This window comes from Crocinitomix catalasitica ATCC 23190, assembly GCF_000621625.1.
Classification (GTDB): domain Bacteria; phylum Bacteroidota; class Bacteroidia; order Flavobacteriales_D; family Crocinitomicaceae; genus Crocinitomix; species Crocinitomix catalasitica.
Genome location: NZ_JHXV01000005.1, coordinates 146,050 through 168,809, shown reverse-complemented (window position 1 = coordinate 168,809; position 22,760 = coordinate 146,050). Strand labels below are relative to the sequence as shown.

Annotated in this window: 18 protein-coding genes; 4 read left to right on the top strand and 14 right to left on the bottom strand. The window is 33.4% G+C overall.

The window, feature by feature from the left end; all coding sequences use genetic code 11:
* Positions 1-102: 102 nt before the first annotated feature.
* Positions 103-1,095, top strand: a complete 993-nt coding sequence (locus T367_RS0103080) for a hypothetical protein (RefSeq protein WP_027418536.1) — start codon at positions 103-105, stop codon at positions 1,093-1,095.
* 1 nt (position 1,096) lies between these two features.
* On the opposite strand, the gene T367_RS0103075 is transcribed toward T367_RS0103080, so the two are convergent.
* The 7 genes from T367_RS0103075 to T367_RS0103045 all read right to left on the bottom strand — a co-directional run bounded on the left by T367_RS0103075 (position 1,097) and on the right by T367_RS0103045 (position 9,416).
* Complete coding sequence (locus tag T367_RS0103075; RefSeq protein ID WP_027418535.1) at positions 1,097-1,627, bottom strand: NADPH-dependent FMN reductase; 531 nt, start codon at positions 1,625-1,627, stop codon at positions 1,097-1,099.
* A gap of 61 nt (positions 1,628-1,688) precedes the next feature.
* On the bottom strand, positions 1,689-2,411 hold the full coding sequence (locus T367_RS0103070) for a T9SS type A sorting domain-containing protein (RefSeq protein ID WP_027418534.1): 723 nt from the start codon (positions 2,409-2,411) through the stop codon (positions 1,689-1,691).
* 143 nt (positions 2,412-2,554) lie between these two features.
* Positions 2,555-3,487 carry a WD40/YVTN/BNR-like repeat-containing protein gene (locus T367_RS23620; protein WP_169736015.1) on the bottom strand — a complete coding sequence of 311 codons (933 nt, stop codon included), beginning with the start codon at positions 3,485-3,487 and terminating at the stop codon, positions 2,555-2,557.
* Between the two features lie 82 nt (positions 3,488-3,569).
* Positions 3,570-6,302 (bottom strand): DNA gyrase/topoisomerase IV subunit A, encoded by a 2,733-nt coding sequence (locus T367_RS0103060; RefSeq protein WP_027418533.1) that lies wholly within the window; start codon positions 6,300-6,302, stop codon positions 3,570-3,572.
* Positions 6,303-6,425: 123 nt separating this feature from the next.
* Positions 6,426-6,851: a hypothetical protein gene (locus T367_RS0103055; protein ID WP_027418532.1), complete on the bottom strand. Its 426-nt coding sequence runs from the start codon at positions 6,849-6,851 to the stop codon at positions 6,426-6,428.
* Positions 6,848-7,543 carry a hypothetical protein gene (locus T367_RS0103050; RefSeq protein WP_157454104.1) on the bottom strand — a complete coding sequence of 232 codons (696 nt, stop codon included), beginning with the start codon at positions 7,541-7,543 and terminating at the stop codon, positions 6,848-6,850. Before T367_RS0103050 ends, T367_RS0103055 begins: the two co-directional genes overlap by 4 nt.
* A 28-nt stretch (positions 7,544-7,571) precedes the next feature.
* Positions 7,572-9,416: a DNA topoisomerase IV subunit B gene (locus tag T367_RS0103045; protein ID WP_027418530.1), complete on the bottom strand. Its 1,845-nt coding sequence runs from the start codon at positions 9,414-9,416 to the stop codon at positions 7,572-7,574.
* 293 nt (positions 9,417-9,709) lie between these two features.
* Here T367_RS0103045 and T367_RS0103040 point away from each other — a divergent pair, with 293 nt between their 5' ends.
* Both T367_RS0103040 and T367_RS0103035 read left to right on the top strand, forming a co-directional pair.
* Complete coding sequence (locus T367_RS0103040) at positions 9,710-12,364, top strand: TonB-dependent receptor (protein ID WP_027418529.1); 2,655 nt, start codon at positions 9,710-9,712, stop codon at positions 12,362-12,364.
* Between the two features lie 76 nt (positions 12,365-12,440).
* A complete protein-coding gene (locus T367_RS0103035) occupies positions 12,441-12,809 on the top strand; it encodes a hypothetical protein (RefSeq protein ID WP_027418528.1) in 369 nt (122 codons plus the stop codon).
* Positions 12,810-12,836: 27 nt separating this feature from the next.
* Here T367_RS0103035 and T367_RS25450 read toward each other — a convergent pair whose 3' ends face one another.
* The 4 genes from T367_RS25450 to T367_RS0103015 all read right to left on the bottom strand — a co-directional run bounded on the left by T367_RS25450 (position 12,837) and on the right by T367_RS0103015 (position 19,285).
* Positions 12,837-14,825: a glycine-rich protein gene (locus tag T367_RS25450; protein ID WP_169736014.1), complete on the bottom strand. Its 1,989-nt coding sequence runs from the start codon at positions 14,823-14,825 to the stop codon at positions 12,837-12,839.
* Positions 14,826-15,030: 205 nt separating this feature from the next.
* Complete coding sequence (locus tag T367_RS0103025; RefSeq protein ID WP_027418527.1) at positions 15,031-16,317, bottom strand: citrate synthase; 1,287 nt, start codon at positions 16,315-16,317, stop codon at positions 15,031-15,033.
* Positions 16,318-16,502: 185 nt separating this feature from the next.
* Positions 16,503-17,117 carry a thioredoxin family protein gene (locus tag T367_RS23610; RefSeq protein ID WP_051568312.1) on the bottom strand — a complete coding sequence of 205 codons (615 nt, stop codon included), beginning with the start codon at positions 17,115-17,117 and terminating at the stop codon, positions 16,503-16,505.
* A gap of 5 nt (positions 17,118-17,122) precedes the next feature.
* Positions 17,123-19,285, bottom strand: coding sequence for a S9 family peptidase (locus T367_RS0103015; RefSeq protein ID WP_035842250.1), 2,163 nt, complete (start codon positions 19,283-19,285; stop codon positions 17,123-17,125).
* Between the two features lie 148 nt (positions 19,286-19,433).
* Here T367_RS0103015 and T367_RS0103010 point away from each other — a divergent pair, with 148 nt between their 5' ends.
* On the top strand, positions 19,434-19,931 hold the full coding sequence (locus tag T367_RS0103010; protein ID WP_027418525.1) for a hypothetical protein: 498 nt from the start codon (positions 19,434-19,436) through the stop codon (positions 19,929-19,931).
* Here T367_RS0103010 and miaA read toward each other — a convergent pair.
* The 3 genes from miaA to T367_RS0102995 are packed head-to-tail and all read right to left on the bottom strand — an operon-like array spanning position 19,928 to position 22,705.
* Entirely contained in the window at positions 19,928-20,851 is a 924-nt protein-coding gene (gene miaA / locus T367_RS0103005) for a tRNA (adenosine(37)-N6)-dimethylallyltransferase MiaA (protein ID WP_027418524.1), read from the bottom strand. The genes T367_RS0103010 and miaA overlap by 4 nt on opposite strands.
* A gap of 21 nt (positions 20,852-20,872) precedes the next feature.
* Complete coding sequence (locus T367_RS0103000; protein ID WP_027418523.1) at positions 20,873-21,598, bottom strand: shikimate dehydrogenase family protein; 726 nt, start codon at positions 21,596-21,598, stop codon at positions 20,873-20,875.
* A gap of 33 nt (positions 21,599-21,631) precedes the next feature.
* On the bottom strand, positions 21,632-22,705 hold the full coding sequence (locus tag T367_RS0102995) for a branched-chain amino acid aminotransferase (RefSeq protein WP_035842249.1): 1,074 nt from the start codon (positions 22,703-22,705) through the stop codon (positions 21,632-21,634).
* Between the last annotated feature and the right edge of the window lie 55 nt (positions 22,706-22,760).

The following is a 22,760-nucleotide window of genomic DNA, read 5'->3' as shown; positions in this document are numbered from 1 at the left end:
TAAAAAAATAATTTCCACAATGTAGATATAGAAAGATACCTACTTTTTCGTAAAGTTACATTATATTTGCAACAAATAAGAGGTCTAATAAATTTCAAATCCATGCGTTTAGCTCAATTAGCGAGAAAAGTAAAGATTACCCCGAATGAAATAAAAACTTTCTTAGAAAACAAATTCGAAGTTAGTATTGAAAATGATCCTAACCTCAAATTAGAAGATAAACATATTGATTCTGTAATGGAACATTATGAGATAGTTGAGGAAAAGGTTTTACCTGAAGTTCACGAAGAAGTAGCACAAACAATAGCCACAATTGAGCCTGAAGTAATAGCAGAGCGGATTGTTGAGCAGTCTGAGATTATAACAGAACAAACCATTCAAGATGAGATATCTGAAGCACCTCTATTAGAAGACGAGAAATCAACTGAGGATTTAGTTGTTGAAGATGCCTTAAATGATTTAGAAGAATTAACTGAAGAGTCGGAGAATGAAGCTAAGGATGAAGTAGATTACTTCACAGAACGTCCAGTTGATCCGAATGCTGAATTAATTAAAACCCCAAAGATTGTTTTGGACGGTTTAAAAGTATTAGGAAAAATAGATCTGCCTGAAACTGAAAAGGATGTTCAAAAATTAGTAGAAGAATCAAAAGAAACAATAACAACGGTTGTTAGTGAATCAACAGACACAATTGGCGAGCTTGAAGCTTCTATGGAATCTATGGTTCAAGACATTAAGCCTGTTTCAGCTAAGTCAAATGAGAACACGAATGCTGTAAGGTCTGACGAGGAAGAAGAAAATGAGTTTAAAAATGAGCGAGGCGTATACCGTTTCTCAGAACAACAAAGAGCAAACAGAAAAAATAAAATTCATTTAATTGAAGAAAAACGTAGACTTCAAGCTTTAAAAGAAAAGAAGAAAAAACATTACGAAGCTAAACACAAGGTTGTAAAAACAACGACTAAAACTTTAGCGACGAAGTCTATTGTTGATCAACCAAAAGTTGTTAAAAAACCAAAGGTCAATAAAAAGGCAGTTGTAAAAGAAAAGCCAAAATCAATATGGGGTCGTTTAATGAATTGGCTGAATGATTAATTTACGATGCTAAGAATTGAGCAATGGTCTTTATTAATTGCGCATTTAATTCTTCATCGCTAATTTTGTTATCTTGTAAAGTGAAATTTTTATTAAATTCAGGCAGACTGTAATTCGCTTGAATATTACCGCCAGCATATTTCAATAGTTTTTCGGCGTATTCTGCCGCTTTTACTGCTGCCCCTTTACCTGTTGAAGTACTCATCAATAGAATATCTTTTCCATCTAAATATTTCACTCCTGATCTTGATAACCAATCTAAAATATTTTTAAAAAAAGCAGGAATTGACCCATTATGTTCAGGTGTAGAGATAATGATTTTATCGTATAAATTGATAATGGTCAACAAGTCTTTTACTCCTTTTGGTTGTTTAATTTCATTCTCTAAATCAACACTAAATAAAGGAAAATCAAAATCAATTAAATTGACGTACTTAGTTTCTGATTCTACCAGTGATAAAGTATATTTAACTAAAGAAGAATTAATTGACTGACTACTGTTACTTCCGGAAAATGCTAGTATTTTTTTCATATATAAAAAAAGGCGCTTTGTTGAAACAAAGCGCCTTAATATTTTGTTAGAATTTAAGTTCTTATTGAACAGAAATTTTACGAGTAACAACTGTTCCTTCAACTTCAACAGCAACTAAGTATATACCAGCAGCCAAGTTATTTAAAGATACAGTAGTAGTACCAGCTTGTAAAATCATGTTTTCAGTTTGAACTGTTTGTCCTGAAATATTGATAATGTTTAAGTTTGCGTTATTTGAAGATGCAACAGCATTATTAACAATCACTAATTGACCATTCGCAACATATACATTTTCTAATAAAGAACCGAAATCCTCAATTCCAGCATCAGATGGTGCAGGAAGTACAGCGTTAACACAATCAGTATTGTTAGTAACGTCATCGTCATTAGAAATCATGTCATCACCTCTGAATGAAGCAACACCTTCACCAAATACAATAGCACAAATTTCAATAGTCATATCTAATTCAGCCCATGGAATTTCACTAGGTACGTTTAAAGTTGCACCAGGTGCGAAATCTTCAGCTAATATTGTTCCACTAACACCGTCTGGTACTAAAACAATACTAAAAACTGCTCCATCAACTAAGTAACCATACCATAATGTATCTCCTGCAGCAATTGTTGTTGTTCCAACATTTTCAATTGTGTAAGTACCTAAAAACGGTTGATCATCTGTAGTTTCTCCAGTTGTATAGTTATCGTAACTAACTGCAAAATCATTTTGCGCTTGTGCTGCGAAAGTTAATAAAGCAGCAGCTGCTAAAGTGTAAATTTTTTTCATGTTTTTTTGTTTTATAATTTGTAACAAATATAATCAAAAAAACATTCGAATTTACTGAAAGCTAGCTAAAGATTATGTAATTATTAAATTTCGTATGTTAATAAGAGAAGCTTTTGACTTGCTTAAAATCAAGTTTTAAGCTCTTATTCTTTGATGGAATAGTTGTAAGCTGCGAATTTTCCTAACCTCCCTGTGAATACAATATAGGTTTCTGAAACGCCTATTGAAAAATATGGTTCATTGGTAAATAGTTGCCATTTTTCACCTTTATCAAGGGTATAATAAGTTCCTAGGCGACCTGTTGTGACTTGTAATTTACCGTTAAGATTAGATACTATTGAGGAGCAATATCCCGGTAGACCGTTACTTCTATTTATCCATGTTTCACCGCCATCTTTTGTATAGTAGCAAATTTTATTTGAGTAGGTTGTATCAATATAGCTACCCCCTATTATTATTCCTTCATTTTCATTCCAAAAGTCTATCGAAAAAACACCAAAGTTTTCACCTGATTTCATAGGTGTATTCAAAGCAATCCATGATTCTCCTTGATCAGTACTTTTAAATAGTCGTGCAGTTTTACTTCCTCCTGTCCCAAAATAGACTATAGAGTCGTTTATGCATTTAATTGTTGTGCCACTTGCTGCAAAGCCAACCTCATTGTTTAATAATTTAGGCATTTCTAAATTTTCCGGAGTAAACCAATCTTTTCCGCCGTTAGTTGTTTTAGAAATAAAAAATTTACCTTGAATAGGGTCTCCCATTACAATTCCTATTGAATCATTCCAAAAATCCATTGAATTTAAAAAAACACCATTAGTATCAAGTCTAACTTTCTGACCATGTTCAAGGTCCATAGATACAATTTTTCCAGCTTTACCGGAATTCATAAAAATACAATCTAAAAAGTCGAAACAATATAAATCTCTATAATCTTCATCCGATAATCCCAATCCATTTCCAGGTAATGAATCATTTAATATTTTAAAGTTTATCCTGGCTTCAACACCGCCTGTAATAGTATAATCATCTTTAACAAAAACCGCACGTGTATCACCTTTTAAGATGTTGTCCATTTTAAAAAGTTCCTTCTTTACAAGAGATGATTGTGCTTGCGCAAAAACAACGTTTAGAATGAAAGAAACAATAAGTATTAACTTAGAAAAGCTTAGTTTGATCATCTGAATCCTCATCTTTAATTGGTTTAGCTTTTTTTGGCTTGTTTTCAATCGTTAAATCCCATTCAACTTGATTGTCTTGAATTTCCTCGGAGTGTTCTTTATCCTCTGTTTTATTAGATTCCTTCTGATTATTTTCATCATCTAATTCTTCTAATTCACCTTCAGGTCCAGCAACAGGATGATTAAGCAATACTTCCTTAACTTTTAGTTTAGTCAATTGATTCCCTTGTGTTTTCATTCCTTTCACTTCAATAAAATCTTCCAGATTAACTAACGTATCGTCTAAATTCTTAGTCTCTTTAAGTCTTTTATTATAAGAGATTGTTATTTCAGGAGATTTAGCAGTTGAAACAACACTTAGAAGTGATCCTTCATTTTCAGAAATAAATGATATCTTCTTGTCCGATTTAATATCTACGGTAAATCTTTTTACAAAATATAAATCCTTTTCTCCATCATAGTACACAACACTTATAGGTCTTTCAGGTCTCCACTTTTCTATGTGAATTAAATCGTCAGAAAACCTATTCGAAATATCAAAATTTGTTAGACGTAATTCACCTGAACTATAAATTGTGAGGAGTTTATCATCACCTTTAAATCGTCCTAAGAAGCGACCTCGATCATCCACATTTAAACGAGAAACAACATTGTCCCACCAAATTTTACGAGCTGCCAAAGTAGACTCTCCGACTTCTTTCTGAACTATTTTAGAAACGATTTCTTTAGTTGCTATATTTCCAGCGGATTCTCTACCTTTTATTAGAAGTTCACCAAAATCAATATCAAAACGAACTTTCTTTAAGTGCGGTCGAGGCCTTAATTGAACATTTACAATCTCTCTTTCACCATTTGGATGAATAGAGAAATAATAAACCATTGATCCTTTTTTATTTTTTATTAAAGAGTATTCCTTATCCCTTGTTATACTTTTAACAGCGAACCTCTTCATCATCGTCGGTCCACCCTCTGGCCCACTTCTATATATTAAGTGATAAATCGTTCTGGTATCACCAGCTTTCCATATGGCCGTGTGAATAATTCCCTTGCCAACAAATTTCTTATCACTTATTCGAGTGACCATCATCTTACCGGTCTTGAAAAATATTATAACATCATCTATATCACTACATTCTGCTACAAATTCATCCTTTTTCAATCCCCAACCAATAAAGCCTTCACTTTTATTAACGTATAATTTTTTATTGGCAACGATAACCTTTTTAGCCGAGATATTATCAAACTGTTTTAGTTCAGTTCTTCTCTCTTTACCTTCGCCAAAACGCTTTTTTATATCTTTAAAATAGTCAATCGCAAAGTCTATGAGATGCTCCAGATGATTTTTGATTAATTTCATTTCATCCTCAAGAGCAGCAATTTGTTTATCAGCCTTATCCGCATCGTGTTTCGTGATACGTCTCATTCTGATTTCTAACAATCTTTTCACATCCTCATCTGTCACATCCTGTAAAAGATGTTTTATGTGGGGTTTTAATTTTTTATGTGTGAGAACTATAGCTTCGTCATAAGTTTTTCCGTCAAAATCAATATAAATCTTTTGCTCAATAAATATTTTTTCTAGCGAGGTATAATGCCATGCTGTTTCCAACTCGGACAACTTAATTTCAAGCTCTCTCTTTAATAATGAAACACTTAAGTTTGTATTGATTTTAAGTATCTCATTAACACTGATAAAATGAGGTTTATTATCGAGTATAACCGAAGTGTTTGGAGAAATAGACATTTCACAATTTGTAAATGCATATAGCGCATCCATTGTTCTGTCTGGAGAAACCCCTGTTGCCAAATAGATCAAGATCTCAACTTCAGCGGCTGTATTGTCCTCTATTTTCTTAATTTTAATTTGCCCTTTATCATTGGCTTTTAAAATAGAATCGATTAAAGATGATGTTGTTGTTCCAAAAGGAATTTCAACTATTTTAATCGTTTTCGTGTCTACTTTCTCAATTTTTGCTCTAACCCTAACTTTCCCCCCACGTTTACCTTCATTGTAATTCGTGCAATCAGCCATTCCTCCATTCAAAAAGTCCGGTAAAATATTGACAGATTTACCACGCAGAATGTCGATAGAAGCATCGATTAATTCATTAAAATTATGAGGTAGTATTTTACACGCCATTCCAACAGCAATCCCTTCAGCTCCTTGAGCTAATAATAATGGGAATTTAACGGGTAAAAGAACGGGTTCTTTATTTCTACCATCATATGACGGTAACCAATCTGTTGTTTTTGCATTAAAAACAACATGATTCGCAAATTTTGACAATCTTGCTTCAATATATCTGGGTGCAGCTGCAGAATCCCCCGTAAGTGTATTCCCCCAGTTACCCTGCATATCTATTAGCAGTTCTTTTTGTCCAACTTGAACCAAAGCATCTCCTATTGAAGCATCACCATGCGGGTGATATTTCATTGTATTACCGATGATGTTTGCAACCTTATTGTAACGCCCATCATCCATTTCCTTCATGGAATGTAGAATTCTTCTCTGAACAGGTTTCAATCCATCCAATAAAGCTGGAATGGCCCGTTCAAGTATTACGTAAGAAGCATAATCTAGAAACCATTCCTTGTACATACCTGACAAAGGAACAATTTGACCAGATTCATCTTGACCGTTTTGATTACCTTCAAAACCATCAGATTCATTCATGTTTTCTTCGTTCAAATTTTCTTGATCTTCTGCCATTCTTGTTTTTCTACGACTAACAAAAATAAATAGAACAAATGTATTTCACTAGCTCTACTCACCTTAGTTATTAACATATTCTATTTAGTTATTATTGATTTATTCAAAGCGCGATCTTTTAAATTAATTAACCTCCTCACAATATTCAAAACTATTGATTACAGAATCGTCATCCGTATTGTGAATCCCCAAAAAGAAACAGTAATTATTAGACACTACTGCTGGAAATTCGATAATACCATCGTAACTGCCATCTGTCCCAATCGAAAGTTTTTCAAAAACCCAATCACCATTAGCTTTTTTTGACGCTACATTAATAAAGGACCCCTTAAGTGAAGGTGTTTTATTCTCAGGAATTTCATATTCAAACCGCACTATAGGACTCCCAAAATCATTAATATATTTGACTGATTTCAGAACATTAAACCATACACCTTGTGAATAGTCCTTGTCAAAAATATTGGTGTTGAGCCGATTGATTTCATCATTTTTTTTAAGACATGAAGTAAATAAAAAAAAGGATAAAATAACGAATGAACCTAATTTCATAGTTTAAATATTAATTGCCCTCCAAAGGGACTAATGCTATAAGATATACGATCTTCAAACGGGCTGGTTTCTTTGAAAAATGGTTCGTCATTGTGTTTTCTTAATCGAAACCCAGAATAAATTGTTCCAGCTACTAAAACGGTCGTTATACCACCAGAAATATAATATGCAACTCTGTTTCTATTATATCGCTGTGATAAATCATTTATATCGGCTTTAATTTCTTCAACTTCCGAAATACTAAAACTGGCGTGATATTTTTCAATATTGGTACGAATACTCTTTTGCAATCCATACGTTTTTAGCATAATGCCTGCCGTAGTTAAGGAACCTGCCAAAGAAAGAGTAATTGGTAAAGTAAATTCTTTATGAAATTTCATCCTATAAATCTTATAATCCGACTCGTACCTCTTGTAATCATTCGATCGGACTAGTGTAATTGCATTTAAAGTAGTTTCATTTGTTTGGATGTCGAATTTAATTTCTTTAACATCATATCCACTTGACCATATTTTTGCTTTGTAACTTCCAGTAGGTAATGAATCTTTGTGTTTTTTTAATAGTAATGTATCATTGATAAGTATTTCATAATATCCATTATCTTGATCAACATAAAAAATAGCCAGCCCTTTATTTTGACCATAGACCATAAATGGAAGAAGTGCAATCAGGAAAAAGAAAATTTTATTCATTTTATTCACGTATAAGTTCGTTGCAGTTCTAGCTTACTACTTCATCAAATTTAAGGTTATTGATAATAAATTCTTGCCTGTCTTGCGTATTTTTCCCCATATAGAAGGTTAGAATATCCTCGATTTTCGAATCTTGCCCTATTAAAACAGGATCAAGTCGAATATCCTCACCGATGAAATTCTTGAATTCATCAGGAGAAATCTCTCCAAGCCCTTTAAATCGAGTTATCTCTGCGTTTACGCCAAGCTTCTCTAAGGCGTCTATTCTTTCATCTTCAGAGTAACAATAAATTGTTTCTTTCTTGTTTCTTACTCGAAATAGTGGTGTTTGTAAAATGAAAACATGCCCTTTTCGAACAAGTTCAGGAAAAAACTGAAGAAAAAACGTCAATAATAAAAGTCTAATATGCATTCCGTCAACATCAGCATCGGTAGCAATTACAACGTTTTTATAACGTAAATCATCTATACTGTCTTCAATATTCAATGCAGCTTGTAACAAGTTAAATTCTTCATTTTCATAAACAATTTTTTTAGTGAGCCCAAAACAATTTAAAGGCTTTCCTCTCAAACTGAACACCGCTTGCGTTTCAACCTTTCTAGATTTAGTTATTGATCCACTTGCTGAATCACCCTCGGTAATAAATAGCGTTGTTTGATCCATTTTATCTCCCTTTTTATCATCAAAATGGATCCGACAATCTCTTAATTTTTTATTGTGCAAACTTGATTTCTTTGCTCTATCTCTTGCCAGTTTTCTAATTCCTGAAAGTTCTTTTCTTTCTTTCTCAGATTGTTTAATTTTTTTCTCTAAAGTGTCTGCCACATCAGGATTTCTATGTAAAAAATTATCTAACTTTTCCTTTAAGAAATCGTTGATAAAAGCCCGCATAGATTTTCCATCTGGAGCCACCTCTTGAGAACCTAATTTGGTTTTAGTTTGCGACTCAAATATTGGCTCCATTACTTTAACTGATATAGCGGCAACAATTGATTGTCTGATATCTACAGCGTCATAATTCTTACCGTAAAATTCTTTAATCACTTTCGCAACGGCCGATCTGAATTCTGTTAAATGTGTTCCACCTTGCGTAGTATGTTGTCCGTTAACGAATGAATAATAGTTTTCTCCATACGAACGAACATGTGTAATTGCAACCTCAATGTCTTCCCCTTCGAGATGAATGATTGGGTATAATGGATCACTCTCCATATTATCTTCTAATAGATCTTTTAATCCATTTTCAGAAACATATTTTTCGCCATTAAAATAAATGGCTAAACCTCTATTTAGATAACAATAATTCCAAAATAACTTTTGTAAGTAAGGTATTCTAAATTTATAATTTTTAAATATTGTGGTATCTGGTATAAACTGAATGAAAGTACCGTTTCGTTCGTCTGTTTTTTCAACTTTTCGATCTTCAATGAGCTCACCTTGACTAAATACAGCAGTTTTCTTTTCGCCGTCTCTTGTGGAAGAAACAATAAAATTCTCACTCAGAGCGTTCACAGCTTTCGTACCTACCCCGTTTAATCCAACAGACTTTTTAAAGGCTTTAGAATCATATTTTCCACCGGTGTTTATTTTTGATACACAATCTATGACTTTACCTAATGGTATCCCTCGTCCAAAATCGCGAATAGTTGTAATACCATCTTTGATTTTAACATCAATTCGACGGCCATTTCCCATTACAAATTCATCAATTGCATTGTCTAAAATTTCTTTTACAAGAACATAGATTCCGTCATCTGCTGCTGCACCATCTCCCAGTTTGCCAATATACATCCCGGGACGTAAACGAATATGCTCTTTCCAATCAAGGGAACGTATATTGTCCTCGTTATACTGAACATCCTGTTCTGCCATAATTCTAATCTAGTTTAGTTGAAAAAATCGTCACTAACAAAAATATAAAGAAAAATACCTTATAAAACATGATGAACAAAGATAATATCAACATATAGCCGTTAGAAAGCAAAAAAAAATTATAAAACCTTAATAATACGGTATACATATCTAAAGATGAACTCATTATAATTCATAAAGTTAAAGGGTTTTACTTAAATTTTCTATAGAAAAATCAATTATGTAATAATATCTAGATAATTCCGTTTTGAAACTTGATTTGAATACCTATTTTTGACGCCTACTCTTAAGATTTGAAAAAATTATTTTTAACATATTTATTTGTCCTACAATTCATCGCTTTTGGTCAAACCATTAATATAAGCGGAACTATTTATGATGCCGATAATCTGCCAGTAATAGCTGCTACTATCACAATTAACGCGTTGGATCTTAAAACAAAAACAGGCATTGACGGCACATTTAACATAACTGTACCTGCAAATAATTCATACGATTTACTTATTACTAGTGCGCAATTTGAACCTGGTTTAAAACAAATCACTGTTAGGGATAAGAATGTTATTGGATTAAGAATAATGCTAAAGAATAGGATATTAACATTAATTGATGTAACAAAACAAGGTACTGGCGGTTTTATGGATGGAATGCAGTTACCAGAGCCTGACAGAATGGTTTCGGCCACTGATAATATTGAAGATTTTATTAAAGTAGCTGGACTTGGAGTAAACACCAACAATGAGCTTACTGCCAATTACAATGTTAGAGGGGGGAACTATGATGAAAATCTAATCTATGTAAACGGGATTGAAATTTACAGACCATTCCTTGCTCGATCAGGCCAACAAGAAGGGTTAAGTTTCATTAATTCTGCTTTCGTTGAAAATATAAATTTCTCATCAGGTGGTTTTGACGCTATTTATGGAGATAAACTATCTTCAGTATTAGACATTAAATATAGAGAACCTGATTCTTTTAGAGGTTCAGCTCAAGCAAGTTTAATGGGAGGTCAAGCGCACCTCGAAGGAAATTTTGCTGGTCGAAAAGGAAACTATATCACGGGTGCTAGATACAGGTCAAATTCGTATTTATTAAACGGCTTGCCAACCGAAGGCGATTATAATCCTGTTTTCTTTGATTATCAGTTTTTGAGTAATTACTATTTGGACGTTGATGAAGACCGGAGTTCTTACAAGAAAGTTTTCCTTTTAGGACACTACTCAAGTAATAATTATCGTTTCGAACCAAAAACAAGAACAACGAATTGGGGAACAGTAAACGAAGCTTATCAATTGCGGGTATTTTTTGAAGGAGAAGAAGAAACTAAATTCCAAACTTTCACTGTTGCAACTGGATATGAGATACTCAAAAGAAACCGTTTAAAGTTAAGCTTTGTAGCATCAGCGTATCACTCAATTGAAAGTGAAAAATTCGATATTTTAGCAGAATACTTGATTAATGAATTAGAAACCGATCCAGCAAAAGAAGAGTTTAGTGATTCTGTTGCTAATGTTGGCGTTGGAGCCTTGTTAGACCACGCGAGAAACAATTTAAACGTTTGGATAGCTAATGCCTATCACAATGGCAGCTATAGTTTTATCAAAAAAGAAGTTGAAGAGAAAAATAGAATTAAAACCGCAGATTTAAGTTGGGGAGCTAAAATACAATATGAGAATTTCCAAGACAACCTTAGCGAGTGGCATCTACTTGATTCGGGAGGATACTCAATTCCACTTGGGAATGCTGATGAAATTGAATTGAAAGAAGTTATCAAGCAACAGAATAGTGTAGAAACATATCGTGCGACTTCTTATTTACAATTCACACGGAATTTTATCACTAGGAAACCGCATGTAATTGATCTTAAAAAGAAAATTAAAACAGATAGTACACAGCACTTTATTTACTTTAAAGACACCATTATCAGTCCTTCAAAACTTTCATTTACTATAGGTGAACGTTTAGGGTATAGATTTTACAATAATGAAGCATGGTTTACACCTCGGATGAATATAACTTATACGCCCCGTGCCTATTATTTAAAAGAAGACTCCACTTGGGCGCGCAGAAATCTAAAAATAAGATTGGCAAGTGGATTATATTACCAACCGCCTTTATATCGAACGATGCGGGGAATTGATGGTGAGATTATACCAGATATAGTTGCTCAAAAGTCATGGCACAACGTAATTGGTGCAGATGTCTTTTTCAGTATGTGGGGTCGCCCTTTTAAATTTGTAACCGAAGCATACTATAAATACATGTGGGACGTTGTTCCTTACGAAATAGACAACGTAAGAATAAGGTATTACGGTGAAAATAGTGCTGTAGCTTATGCTTATGGAGTTGACGCGAAAATTAATGGTCAATTTGTACCAGGAGTCGAATCATTTTTTAGAATTGGATATTTAAATACAAAAGAAGACATTCTAAATGATGACTATTATTTATACTTAAACTCAAGTGGAGACACCATAAGACCGGGTTATACTTTTGATAACATTCCTGTTGACTCAATCCATCAAATACCAGGCTATATTAGACGTCCTACTGATCAACGCGTAACATTCTCTTTGTTCTTCCAAGATAAAATGCCAGCGATTGAAAACTTAAAAGTATCTGTTAATCTTATTATGGCAACGAATCTACCTTATGGTCCACCTACTTATGAAAGGTATAAAGATGTATTAAAAACAAAACCTTATTATCGAGTTGATTTAGGTTTTATGTACGATTTTATAAATGCCGACAATAAAGAAAACTTTAAACAAAAAGCAGTGCTTAAACACTTAAATAGATTGACTTTGAGCTTAGATGCGTTTAACTTACTAGGAATAGCGAACGTTGTTTCATATCAATGGTTACAAGACATTAATGGACAGTATTATTCAATACCTAATCACTTGACTGGAAGAAGAATTAATTTACGCCTTGTTGTTAATTTCTAGCAAAAAAAAATCCGTCCCAAAATAATTTATAATTTTCAAACAAAATTTGATTATTTTTGGATAAACCTTAAAAGATATGAAGACTATAATTATTGGATTAATCGCAAGTACATTCATCCTTGCAAGCTGTAAAAAAAACGAACCTGCTTATGTTATAGAAGGAGAATATTCAGGTTCAATTGATGCCACTTATATGGATCATGACACTATTGCAAATTCTGGATATGCTGTTAGGCTAACTGCAATTAATGACAATAAAGTTAAAGTTGAAGGAAATGATTTTAAGACATTTGAGGTATTAGTAACAACCAATGGTATAAATGTTGAAGCTGTTAATAAATCTGACACAATAGTTACAAACTTCTTATATATTGGGAAAGACAATAAATTAAATTTCACCTATTCAGATGATGATAATTTAGCGAAATACATAGGCGTTAAATAATCTTCTTATTTATTTGAAATTATTGTATTAATTCTTCACAATTCGAACGGCTGTTTGATTTCCATTTTGGTTAATTAAAATGAAATATATACCATTTTCAAAATCGATAAGATCTAATATTGCTTGAGTTGTACACTTCTTTTCTGTTAAACGCTGTCCTTGTGCATTTAATACAATCAAGTTAAAATTTCCAGGTAATTCTACAAATACATTATTCGATGTTGGATTAGGATATACCGATAAACTCTGAAAATTCACATTGTCAAACGCAAGCTGACTTGAAAGAGTAATTTCTTTTTCCGCTAAACAAGTTCCTTCATCTTTCACATGGAGCATGTACGTCCCGGCACTTAAATCCGACAAATCTTCGGTATCATCAAAGTCTCCTAAACCATCTACATTCCAATCAAAATGATACGGCAGGGCACCACCAATTACTGTTATATTTATACCACCATCACCTCCAAACATCTCTTCGGTCACTGTATAGGTCACAAGCAATGTGTCAGTTACTAAGATATCTATATCGTCATTGTTTTCACATCCATTCTCATCTACACCTTCTACATGATAAGTATAAACTCCTGATTCATTAATCCTAAACGGTACATCTTCAGTTAGGTCCGGCGACCATTCGTATGAAACACCACCTTCTACACTTAATTTAAGCATGTCTCCAGCACATATAGTTCGATCGTCAGTAATTATTTCGATTTCAGGAATTTCATTAACTTTTATTTCAATTTCATCCGTTGCACTACAACCATTGCTATCAATTCCAGTAACATTATAAACAAGAATTCCTGATTCTTCAGGATAAAATGGTGTCATATTCACAATTGGATCAGGACCCCACAGATAGGACTCTGCTCCTGCTCCATAAAGCAACACAGCTTCACCAAGACAAATTTCTGAAGAAGAAGCATTTGCAACAATTGAAGGTGGAGCATGAACTACTATATCGATTGAAAATGAACAATCTACAACAAGATCACTCGATGCAGTGTAAGTATGCATGCCTGAACTTCCAGGCGTAAAAGATTCATCGTTTATCACTCCTCCGTCCCATGAAATTTCACCAGTCAATCCTGAACTAGCATTAAGAACGATTGATTCACCCAAGCAAATAGTATCTGTTGAAACTGTTACGGTTAAGGGATTACATATTTCAGTTATTCGAACCTTTCCATGACCTTCATTGACACCACCGATTGTTATTCCATCTAGAACACCACCTATATATGATGATCCACCAGCACCACCACCTCCAGCAACGCCCGAACCGTGAGAAGCTCCTGCACCTGATCCACCACCATAATAACCGCCACCGCCGCCACCACTTGCGACACTATTATACCCATCAATTCCATCACCACCAACACCTAATATTCCAGGATTGCCATCCACTCCTTCTATTCCATCTCCTCCATTACCTCCATAATCTGGGCCGCCACCAATTCCACCACTCCCAGGATTTATATATACGTCACGCGAATACCATGGGTCGTCTCCATTTGAACCAACTAAATCACCTCCAGCACCACCATCCCCCCCAGTTCCGCACGGTAAACAACTTCCATTGACATAATCACGTCCACCTCCACCACCACCGCCAGCTACAATAACTCTATGTTCTAACTCCATTCCACCAATACGCACATCTGATGCGCCTCCACCACTACCTGCATAACCCTCACTACCATCAGTAGGGAAACCATACCCCCCAACACCGCCACCATTAAAGCTTGGAGAACCAGGTACACCTGTTGATCCAACATAAATATAAAGAATATCGCCAGGTAAAACATTTAGCACTCCAGAGCTATAACCACCTAAACCACCAACTGATGGTTCGTAATCTTCGATTGTTGCTGCTTGACCTTGCGCTCCCCACAATTCGAGTTGAATTGTTTCTACACCTTCTGGAACGACGTAAGTTTGAATTAAATTTGTACAAGAAAAATCCATCAATATTTGACTGGATACCGGCCTAACTAAGACCAAAATTAAAATCAAAAAACATGATTTTAAGCAGTAAAATTGTCTCATATTTCAAATAATTTGATAACAAGATATAAATTTTTGATTTACTGCAAAGAAAAATTGCCTTAATTCTTGGAATTAAAGTTTTAAGAATAGGGTATTTTAAACAAAAATAACACAAAAAAACCTGTATATGAAACATATACAGGTCAAAGTTATTAACAATTAATTTTTAATATTAACGTTTATCAAGTGGAACAAAGTCTCTTTTTGTTGCTCCAACATATACTTGACGCGGTCTTCCAATAGGTTCAGAGTTATCTAACATTTCTTGCCATTGTGCTATCCAACCTGGCAAACGTCCCATTGCAAACATTACGGTAAACATTTCGGTAGGTATTCCTATAGCTTTATAAATAATACCTGAATAGAAATCAACATTTGGATATAAACCTCTTGATTTAAAGTATTCATCATTCAATGCAACCTCTTCTAGTTTCTTAGCGATTTCTAAGGTTGGATCTTTTACGCCTAATTGTTCAAGTATGTCATCACATGCTTTCTTAATAATTGTTGCTCTTGGATCAAAGTTTTTATAAACTCTGTGTCCGAATCCCATTAGTCTAAATGAGTCGTTTTTATCCTTAGCTTTTGCAATCCACTTATCTAAATCACCACCATCATTTTGAATCATTTCAAGCATTTCAATAACGGCTTGATTAGCACCACCATGAAGTGGTCCCCAAAGCGCTGAAATACCTGCTGATATCGAAGCATATAAATTCGCTTGAGACGAACCTACAATTCGTACAGTAGAAGCTGAACAGTTTTGTTCGTGGTCAGCATGAAGAATTAATAGCTTATTAAGAGCTGCAGAAATAATAGGATCTGGCACATAGTCTTCAGTTGGCATTCCCCATGTCATAAACATAAAGTTTTCAACATATCCAATATCATTTTTAGGATACATGAATGGGTGTCTTACAGCATTCTTATAAACCATTGCTGCCAAAGTAGGGAATTTAGCTATCAATCTATTAATAGATAATTCAAAAGCCTCTTTAGGACGATTAGGGTCTTGAGACTCCGGATAGAATGTTGACATTGAACAAATCATCGAAGCTAAGATTCCCATAGGATGTGCCTTGTTAGGGTAAGCTTCAAAAAATCTTTTCATATCTTCATGAACAAGCGTATGATTATCAATCACGCCTTCAAAATCAGCTAATTCTTGTTTAGTCGGTAACTCACCCTTTAAAATAAGATATGTTACTTCTAAAAAAGACGCATTCTCAGCTAATTGCTCAATTGGATATCCCCTGTACCTTAGAATTCCTTTTTCTCCATCTAAAAAAGTAATAGCACTTTCGCAAGAACCTGTATTCTTGAAACCTCGATCTAAAGTTATGTAACCTGACTTACCTCTCAGTGAAGAAATATCTACAGCTTTTTCGTTCTCGGTTCCGACTACAACAGGTAATTCATAGATTGTACCATCTAATTCTATTTTTGCTATTTCACTCATTTTATATGTGTGTTATTTTAGGAGATTAATAATTCGACTAAGATAGTCGTTTTTTTACGATTTAAAAGCAAGTGGAATGAAATTTTTAAAAAAAATAATTTCACCTCAAACCCTACCTATTAGTCAATACTTAAACAAGTATTTCTAAAAATTAATTCGAATATTTATAATTTATCAAAAAATCACTATTTCGAATAATTCTTAAGCATTTGCTTAAGAACTGATATTGATTGATAACCATTAATTGTTTCCTTTTTAACTTCTCGTTTTGAAAGGATAACGATAGAAGGAAATGACATTTTACCTCCTAATAAATTAACAGCTAATTCATTATACGACTTTTTACCGTAAGCTTTCATTTCATATAACACTTCTTTATATGCAATATCTTGTTTGATTTCAGGATTTAATAATACAGGATGAAAATTTTCGTTGATCAAATTGATTATTTCTTGATCCTGAAAAGTCGTTGCTTTCATTTTTTTACACCATGAACACCAATCTGTATAAGTATAAATGAGAATATACTTTTTTTCATTTTGATTCGCATCAATAGCACTTTCAAAATCCATCCAATTTATTGACAACCCTTCGGGATTAGATCCTTTCTCTACAGTATATGCCACAGGTGCTTTTGCTCCTGTAGTATATGTTTCCATTTTTACACTGGATTTTGACTCTGAATCATTGTTTTCAATAACATCTACAGGCTGATCAATCTTATTTTCACTATTACTAGAAAGCGCACAACTACTTATAATTACTAGTGTTAAAATATATCCAGTTATTTTTCCAAGCATATTTATTAAAGGTTATTCAATGTATAATTATATAATTTATTAAATAAGTGGAGTCTGGTATATCCTCCACTTATCCCGTGATTCTTATTGGTATAAAAGAACATATCAAATTCGATATTCTCCCGCACCAAAGCATTAACCATTTCTAATGAGTTTTGGACATGTACATTGTCATCTCCTGTTCCATGTATTAATAAGTATTTACCTTTTAAATGTTCAACAAAATTAATTGGGGAATTCAAATCATAACCATCCGCATTTTCTTTAGGAGTCCGCATAAAACGCTCCGTATAGATATTGTCGTACCAACGCCAATTTGTGACTGGTGCTACAGCTATCCCCATATTGAAATGGTCTGCTCCTTTTGTCATGCAAAGTGAAGACATATAACCTCCATAACTCCACCCCATGACTCCAATTCGATCAGGATCAACGTAATTCCATTTTTTAACTTCCTTAGCGACCGCAATCATATCTTCGGTTTCTAATTTCCCTAATTGCATATAAGTCGATTTTTTAAATCGCTCACCTCTGTACATGGTTCCGCGAGGATCAACCGAGATCACTATATACCCACTCTGTGCTAATAATTGATGGTAAAGGTAGTTTGACCCACCCCAAGAATCTGTAACTAAGTTATGCCCTGGTCCTCCATAAATATTGAAATAAACCGGATATTTTTTACCTCTATCGAAATTTGGAGGTCTAATAATGAACGCATTCAACATGCCATCCTCTCCTTTAATTTTTATAAACTCTTTTGTTTGGAAGTCATACTTTTTAAGTGTGTTTTTTAACTCCTGATTGTCTTTAATGATTTTTAATTCACCGCCCTTATCATTACACAGTGTGAATTCTGGTGGCGTTTGCGAATTGGAATATTCATTGATGTAGAATTTCATTCCTTTACTAAAATTCGGTGAATTGTATCCTTTTTTTGTAGAAAGTTTGATTTTATTTTTACCGTCTATCCCTATTCCATAAAGTGTTTTGTAAATAGCACCCTCTTCTACAGATGTATAATAAATCACATCTTTTTCATTATTTACTCCAAGTAGATCAACAACATCCCAATCACCTTTAGTAATTTGTTTTTCATTACCGTCGAACCAAACTCTGTAAATATGATTAAAACCATTTTTTTCACTGGTCCTTAAAAAGGATTTTCCATCACTTAAAAACAATAGATTATCATCTACCTCTACATAAGTTTCGCTTCTATCAGAATAAATGATTCCGCCTGAACCTAATTTACCATTTTTAATTTCTGTCAAAACATAACTCAATTCGTTTTGATGTCTATTCATTACTAAAAAAAGTAATTGATTATCATTGTTGGTCCAAGACATTCTCGGAACATACTCGTAATTCCCAATATTGATACCTAATTTTTCATTCGAATCTAATGAATAAACGATTAATTTCAATTCAGAATTATCTTCACCTGCTTTTGGATATTTAAACGTGTATGCCTCGGGATAAGTATTTCCTAAATAATAATCCATTGTAAAGTTTTCGACTTTAGCTTCGTTAAATTTTAAATAAGCTATTTTAGTTCCTTTAGGGCTCCAATGAAATGCTTTGGTAATTGAAAATTCTTCTTCATATACCCAATCAGTCGAACCATTTATAATTTCATTTTTAATTCCGTCATTTGTAATTTGCGTTACTTGATAGTTCTTTAAATCTTTATAATATAGGTTGTTTTGGTAGACAAATGCAATTTTGCTTCCATCTGGTGAAAAGTCGGCTAACATTTGTTTGCCTTTATCGTAAAGTTCAATTAACTCTTTAGTTTTTAAGTCAAAAATAAAAAAGTTAGCTTTAAAACTTCGTCTATAAATAGGCTCAACATCTGTAGCAACTAAAAGTTTAGATTCGTCAGCGTTAAAACTGTACTCTTCAATACTTTTGCCTTTTAGATCATTATTACTGACTAAAACTTCTTTTTTCTCTCCGAAATTTTCATAACTATATTTACAGATTGAATTATCTTCTATTACGGTGAAATACTTTCCATTTTGCATTGATTGGATACCACGAACATATTCTGCCGAGAATTCTCGACTTGCCCAAATTAGTTCGTTTGTTACTTTTTTATCTTGACCTATTACATTTGAAGTAATTAAACTTAAAAACAGTAATAAACTTATGCCAATTAATTTCATCCTTATTATTTCGTGTCTCACGAAGATATTAATTTTTACAGCATATTTAGGTCTTTATCGACCAATTTTAAAAGGATGTCAATTAAAAACCGCTGTTAAAATAAAATTTAACTTATAATAATTAATTTTGCAGAAAAAACAACGAATTATGAAAAAATTAATCTTTGCCTCATTAATCGTGCTTGGATCAAATTTATATTCAACTGCACAAGTTAACGCTCATGCTATAGGTGTTAGACTAGAATCTCACTTTACTAGCTCTGGCGCGGAATTTACTTATCAACATGGCTTTGGAAATGCAAATAGATTAGAACTTGATGCCGGTGGTTCAGGTGGATTGAATTACATCAATGGTGCCGTTACAGGTTCGTTCCATTGGGTAAATAATATTTTTGAAGGATTTAATTGGTTTTTAGGCCCTGCCGCCCAAATCAGTTTTTATAATTATTCTAATTACAACGGGACCATAACTAATAATGCAGGTATTGCTTTTGGACTTGGAGCACAAGGTGGTGTCGAGTATGACATAAATGTACATGGTTTTCCATTTATATTCAGTGTCGATGCTCGTCCACTATTCAATATTAACGAACCTACTAGGGTTTTTGGAGTAAGTGGTGCTGTAAGTGCAAGGTATACTTTCTAATAAGATTTTTTTAAATAATAAGCTACCTCTTCCATTTGGATCGAGGTAGTTTTTTTTGCGCTAATCCAGTTGATTTTATAACCTTTCTTTTCCATTCGTCTAAACCAAGTTAGTTGTCTTTTAGAAAATTGGTGAATGGCAATGTTCAATCCTTCGAATAATTCTTTTTTATTAATTTCTCCTTTTAAATAGGTGCCAACCCATTTATATTCTAATCCATAATAAGCCAAATCCTTATAAGTCAAAGAAGATGCCACCAACCGCTCAACCTCTTCTATTAACCCATGATTTAAGCGATAGCTTAATCTGTCTGTAATTTTTTTCCTTCTTAATTCTCTATCAATATCAATACCTACTATAACCGGTTCAATCTTTGGTAATTGAATTGGTTTCCAATTTGGATTATCAATCAAAAATTGATTGATCTCTATCGCTCTAATTTGTCGGGCAGTAGTTTTAGCATTTAAATTATTCAGGATATTCTCATCAATATTTAAATAACTATTCTTCAATTTCTCTTCCGACAATAAATTCAAATTATTTCTTAAATCGTCATTTTGAGGAATTCCTAAATACGAGTTACCTTGTAAAGCTGTTTCAATATATAAGCCACTTCCTCCGCAAAGTATAGGTAAGTTGGTTCGACTAACTACTTCGTTAAAGGCATTAATGAAATCTATTTGAAATTCGGAAATATTATATTTATATCCTGGAGGTTTGATGTCGATTAAATGATGCGGAACTAATACTTCCCCTACTTTAAACTCTTCTAAATCTTTCCCTGTACCAATTGTCATCCCCTCATAAACTTGTCTCGAATCTGCGCTAATAATCTCTCCACTATTTTCCGCAGCAAAATTGCAGGCTAGCTTAGTTTTACCAGAGGCTGTTGAACCAAGAATTACAAGTAATTTTGACATAATGCAATTTACTAAAAAAGCCTAAGCTTTCCATAGTTCCCACGATCGTTCTGCCTGTTGATGTAACATAGTTAAACCATTTAATACAACCGCGTCATTTTCTTTAGCAATTTTCAAGAATTGCGTTTCTTTAGGATTGTAGATTAAATCAATCACTAAATGCTGAGCAGTTAAATATTCGTATGGAAAATCTAAAATTTCCTCTGAATTGGGATACATTCCTACAGGAGTTGTGTTTACGATAACTGAATTGAATTTCACCATCAATTCATTCACTTCCTCGTAACAAAATTCATTAGGAGTTTTAGGATTTCTGGATATGAATAAAACATTGGCCCCGAGATCTTCTAAAACTTTTGCAACCGCTTTAGATGCTCCTCCTGTTCCAAGAATCATTGCTCTTTCGTGATGTGACTTAAAATATGGTTTTATCATTTGTTTGAAGCCATATACATCAGTATTATCGCCTATCAGTCTTCCCTCTTTCACTATGACCGTATTCACAGCGTTGACCTGACTTGCCGTTTCAGATAATTCGTCTAAAAATGGAATTACTTCTGTTTTATAAGGAGATGTAACATTAAAACCAGTAAAACCATCTCTTAGAAATGGTTTTACTTTTTCAATTTTATCAATTTCTATATTTTCGTATTCAAAATCTAAATCTAGTTTTCGAAACTTGTCTTCAAAATATGATTTCGAGAATGAGTGTGTTAATGATTGACCAATCAATCCGAATTTTTTCATATTAATATATTAATTGTGAATCGCTCTCTCGTATTATGAGATTACCATCATCCAATTAAATTCATCTTCAATTTTACCTAGTTTATAATCCTCGATATAATTTTTTACTCGATTAGAGAATTCTCTACTTTCAATTGTTGGTAATTCATAGTTCACACCTTCAAAACCAATCAATCTGATATGTGCTATTGTTGCTGCGGTTCCAGCACCAAAAGCATCTTGTAATGTTCCGTTTTTAGCTGCATCGATTATTTCAGCCACAAGAACAGGTCGTTCTTCTACTTTATAGCCCCATTTCTTTGCAATTTCAAGAACACTTCTTTTCGTAATACCTTTAAGAATTGTATCCGTATCTTCAGACGGTGTTATAATTGTATCATTGATAACAAAAATAACATTCATCGTTCCTGCCTCTTCAATATAGGTATGCGTTTTTGCATCTGTCCACAATAACTGTCTATAGCCTTCTTCCGCGGCCAATTTAGCAGGATATAAAGAACTTGCATAATTCCCAGCAGCTTTTGCTTGCCCTACACCACCCTCAGCAGCACGGGTATATTTCGTTTCAATTTTAACAGCAACTGGCTCTGAATAATACGCGCCTACCGGTGAAGTTATAATTAAAAACTTATATCTTTCAGATGGTCTAATTCCAACATACTCATCAGTAGCAAATAAGAATGGTCTTATATATAATGACTGATCTGGATTAGAAGAAACCCAATCCTTGTCTAATTCTAATAGCTCTCTTAGTCCAGAAAGGAAGATATCTTCAGGCACTTCGACCATAGACATTCTTTTAGCGGACTCATTCAATCGTTTAGCATTCATGTCAGGACGAAAAACAAGAATGTCTCCATTCTCCGCTTTTTGCGCTTTTAAACCTTCAAATATAGATTGACCATAGTGAATCGCTGAAGTTGCAGGATGTACACTTAAGTTTCTAAAAGGAACAATTTTAGGCTCACCCCATTTCCCATCAGCAAAATCCATTTCAAACATATGATCTGAAAAATGTTTTCCGAAAGGTAAATTATTAAAATCAATCGTTTGAATTCTTGACTCTTTTATTTTTTCTATTGTAATTTTATTCATGTTAATCTCCATTATTATGGCTTTTAAGGTATCGCGAAGGTAACCATTTTTTCTTATTTCTTCAAAA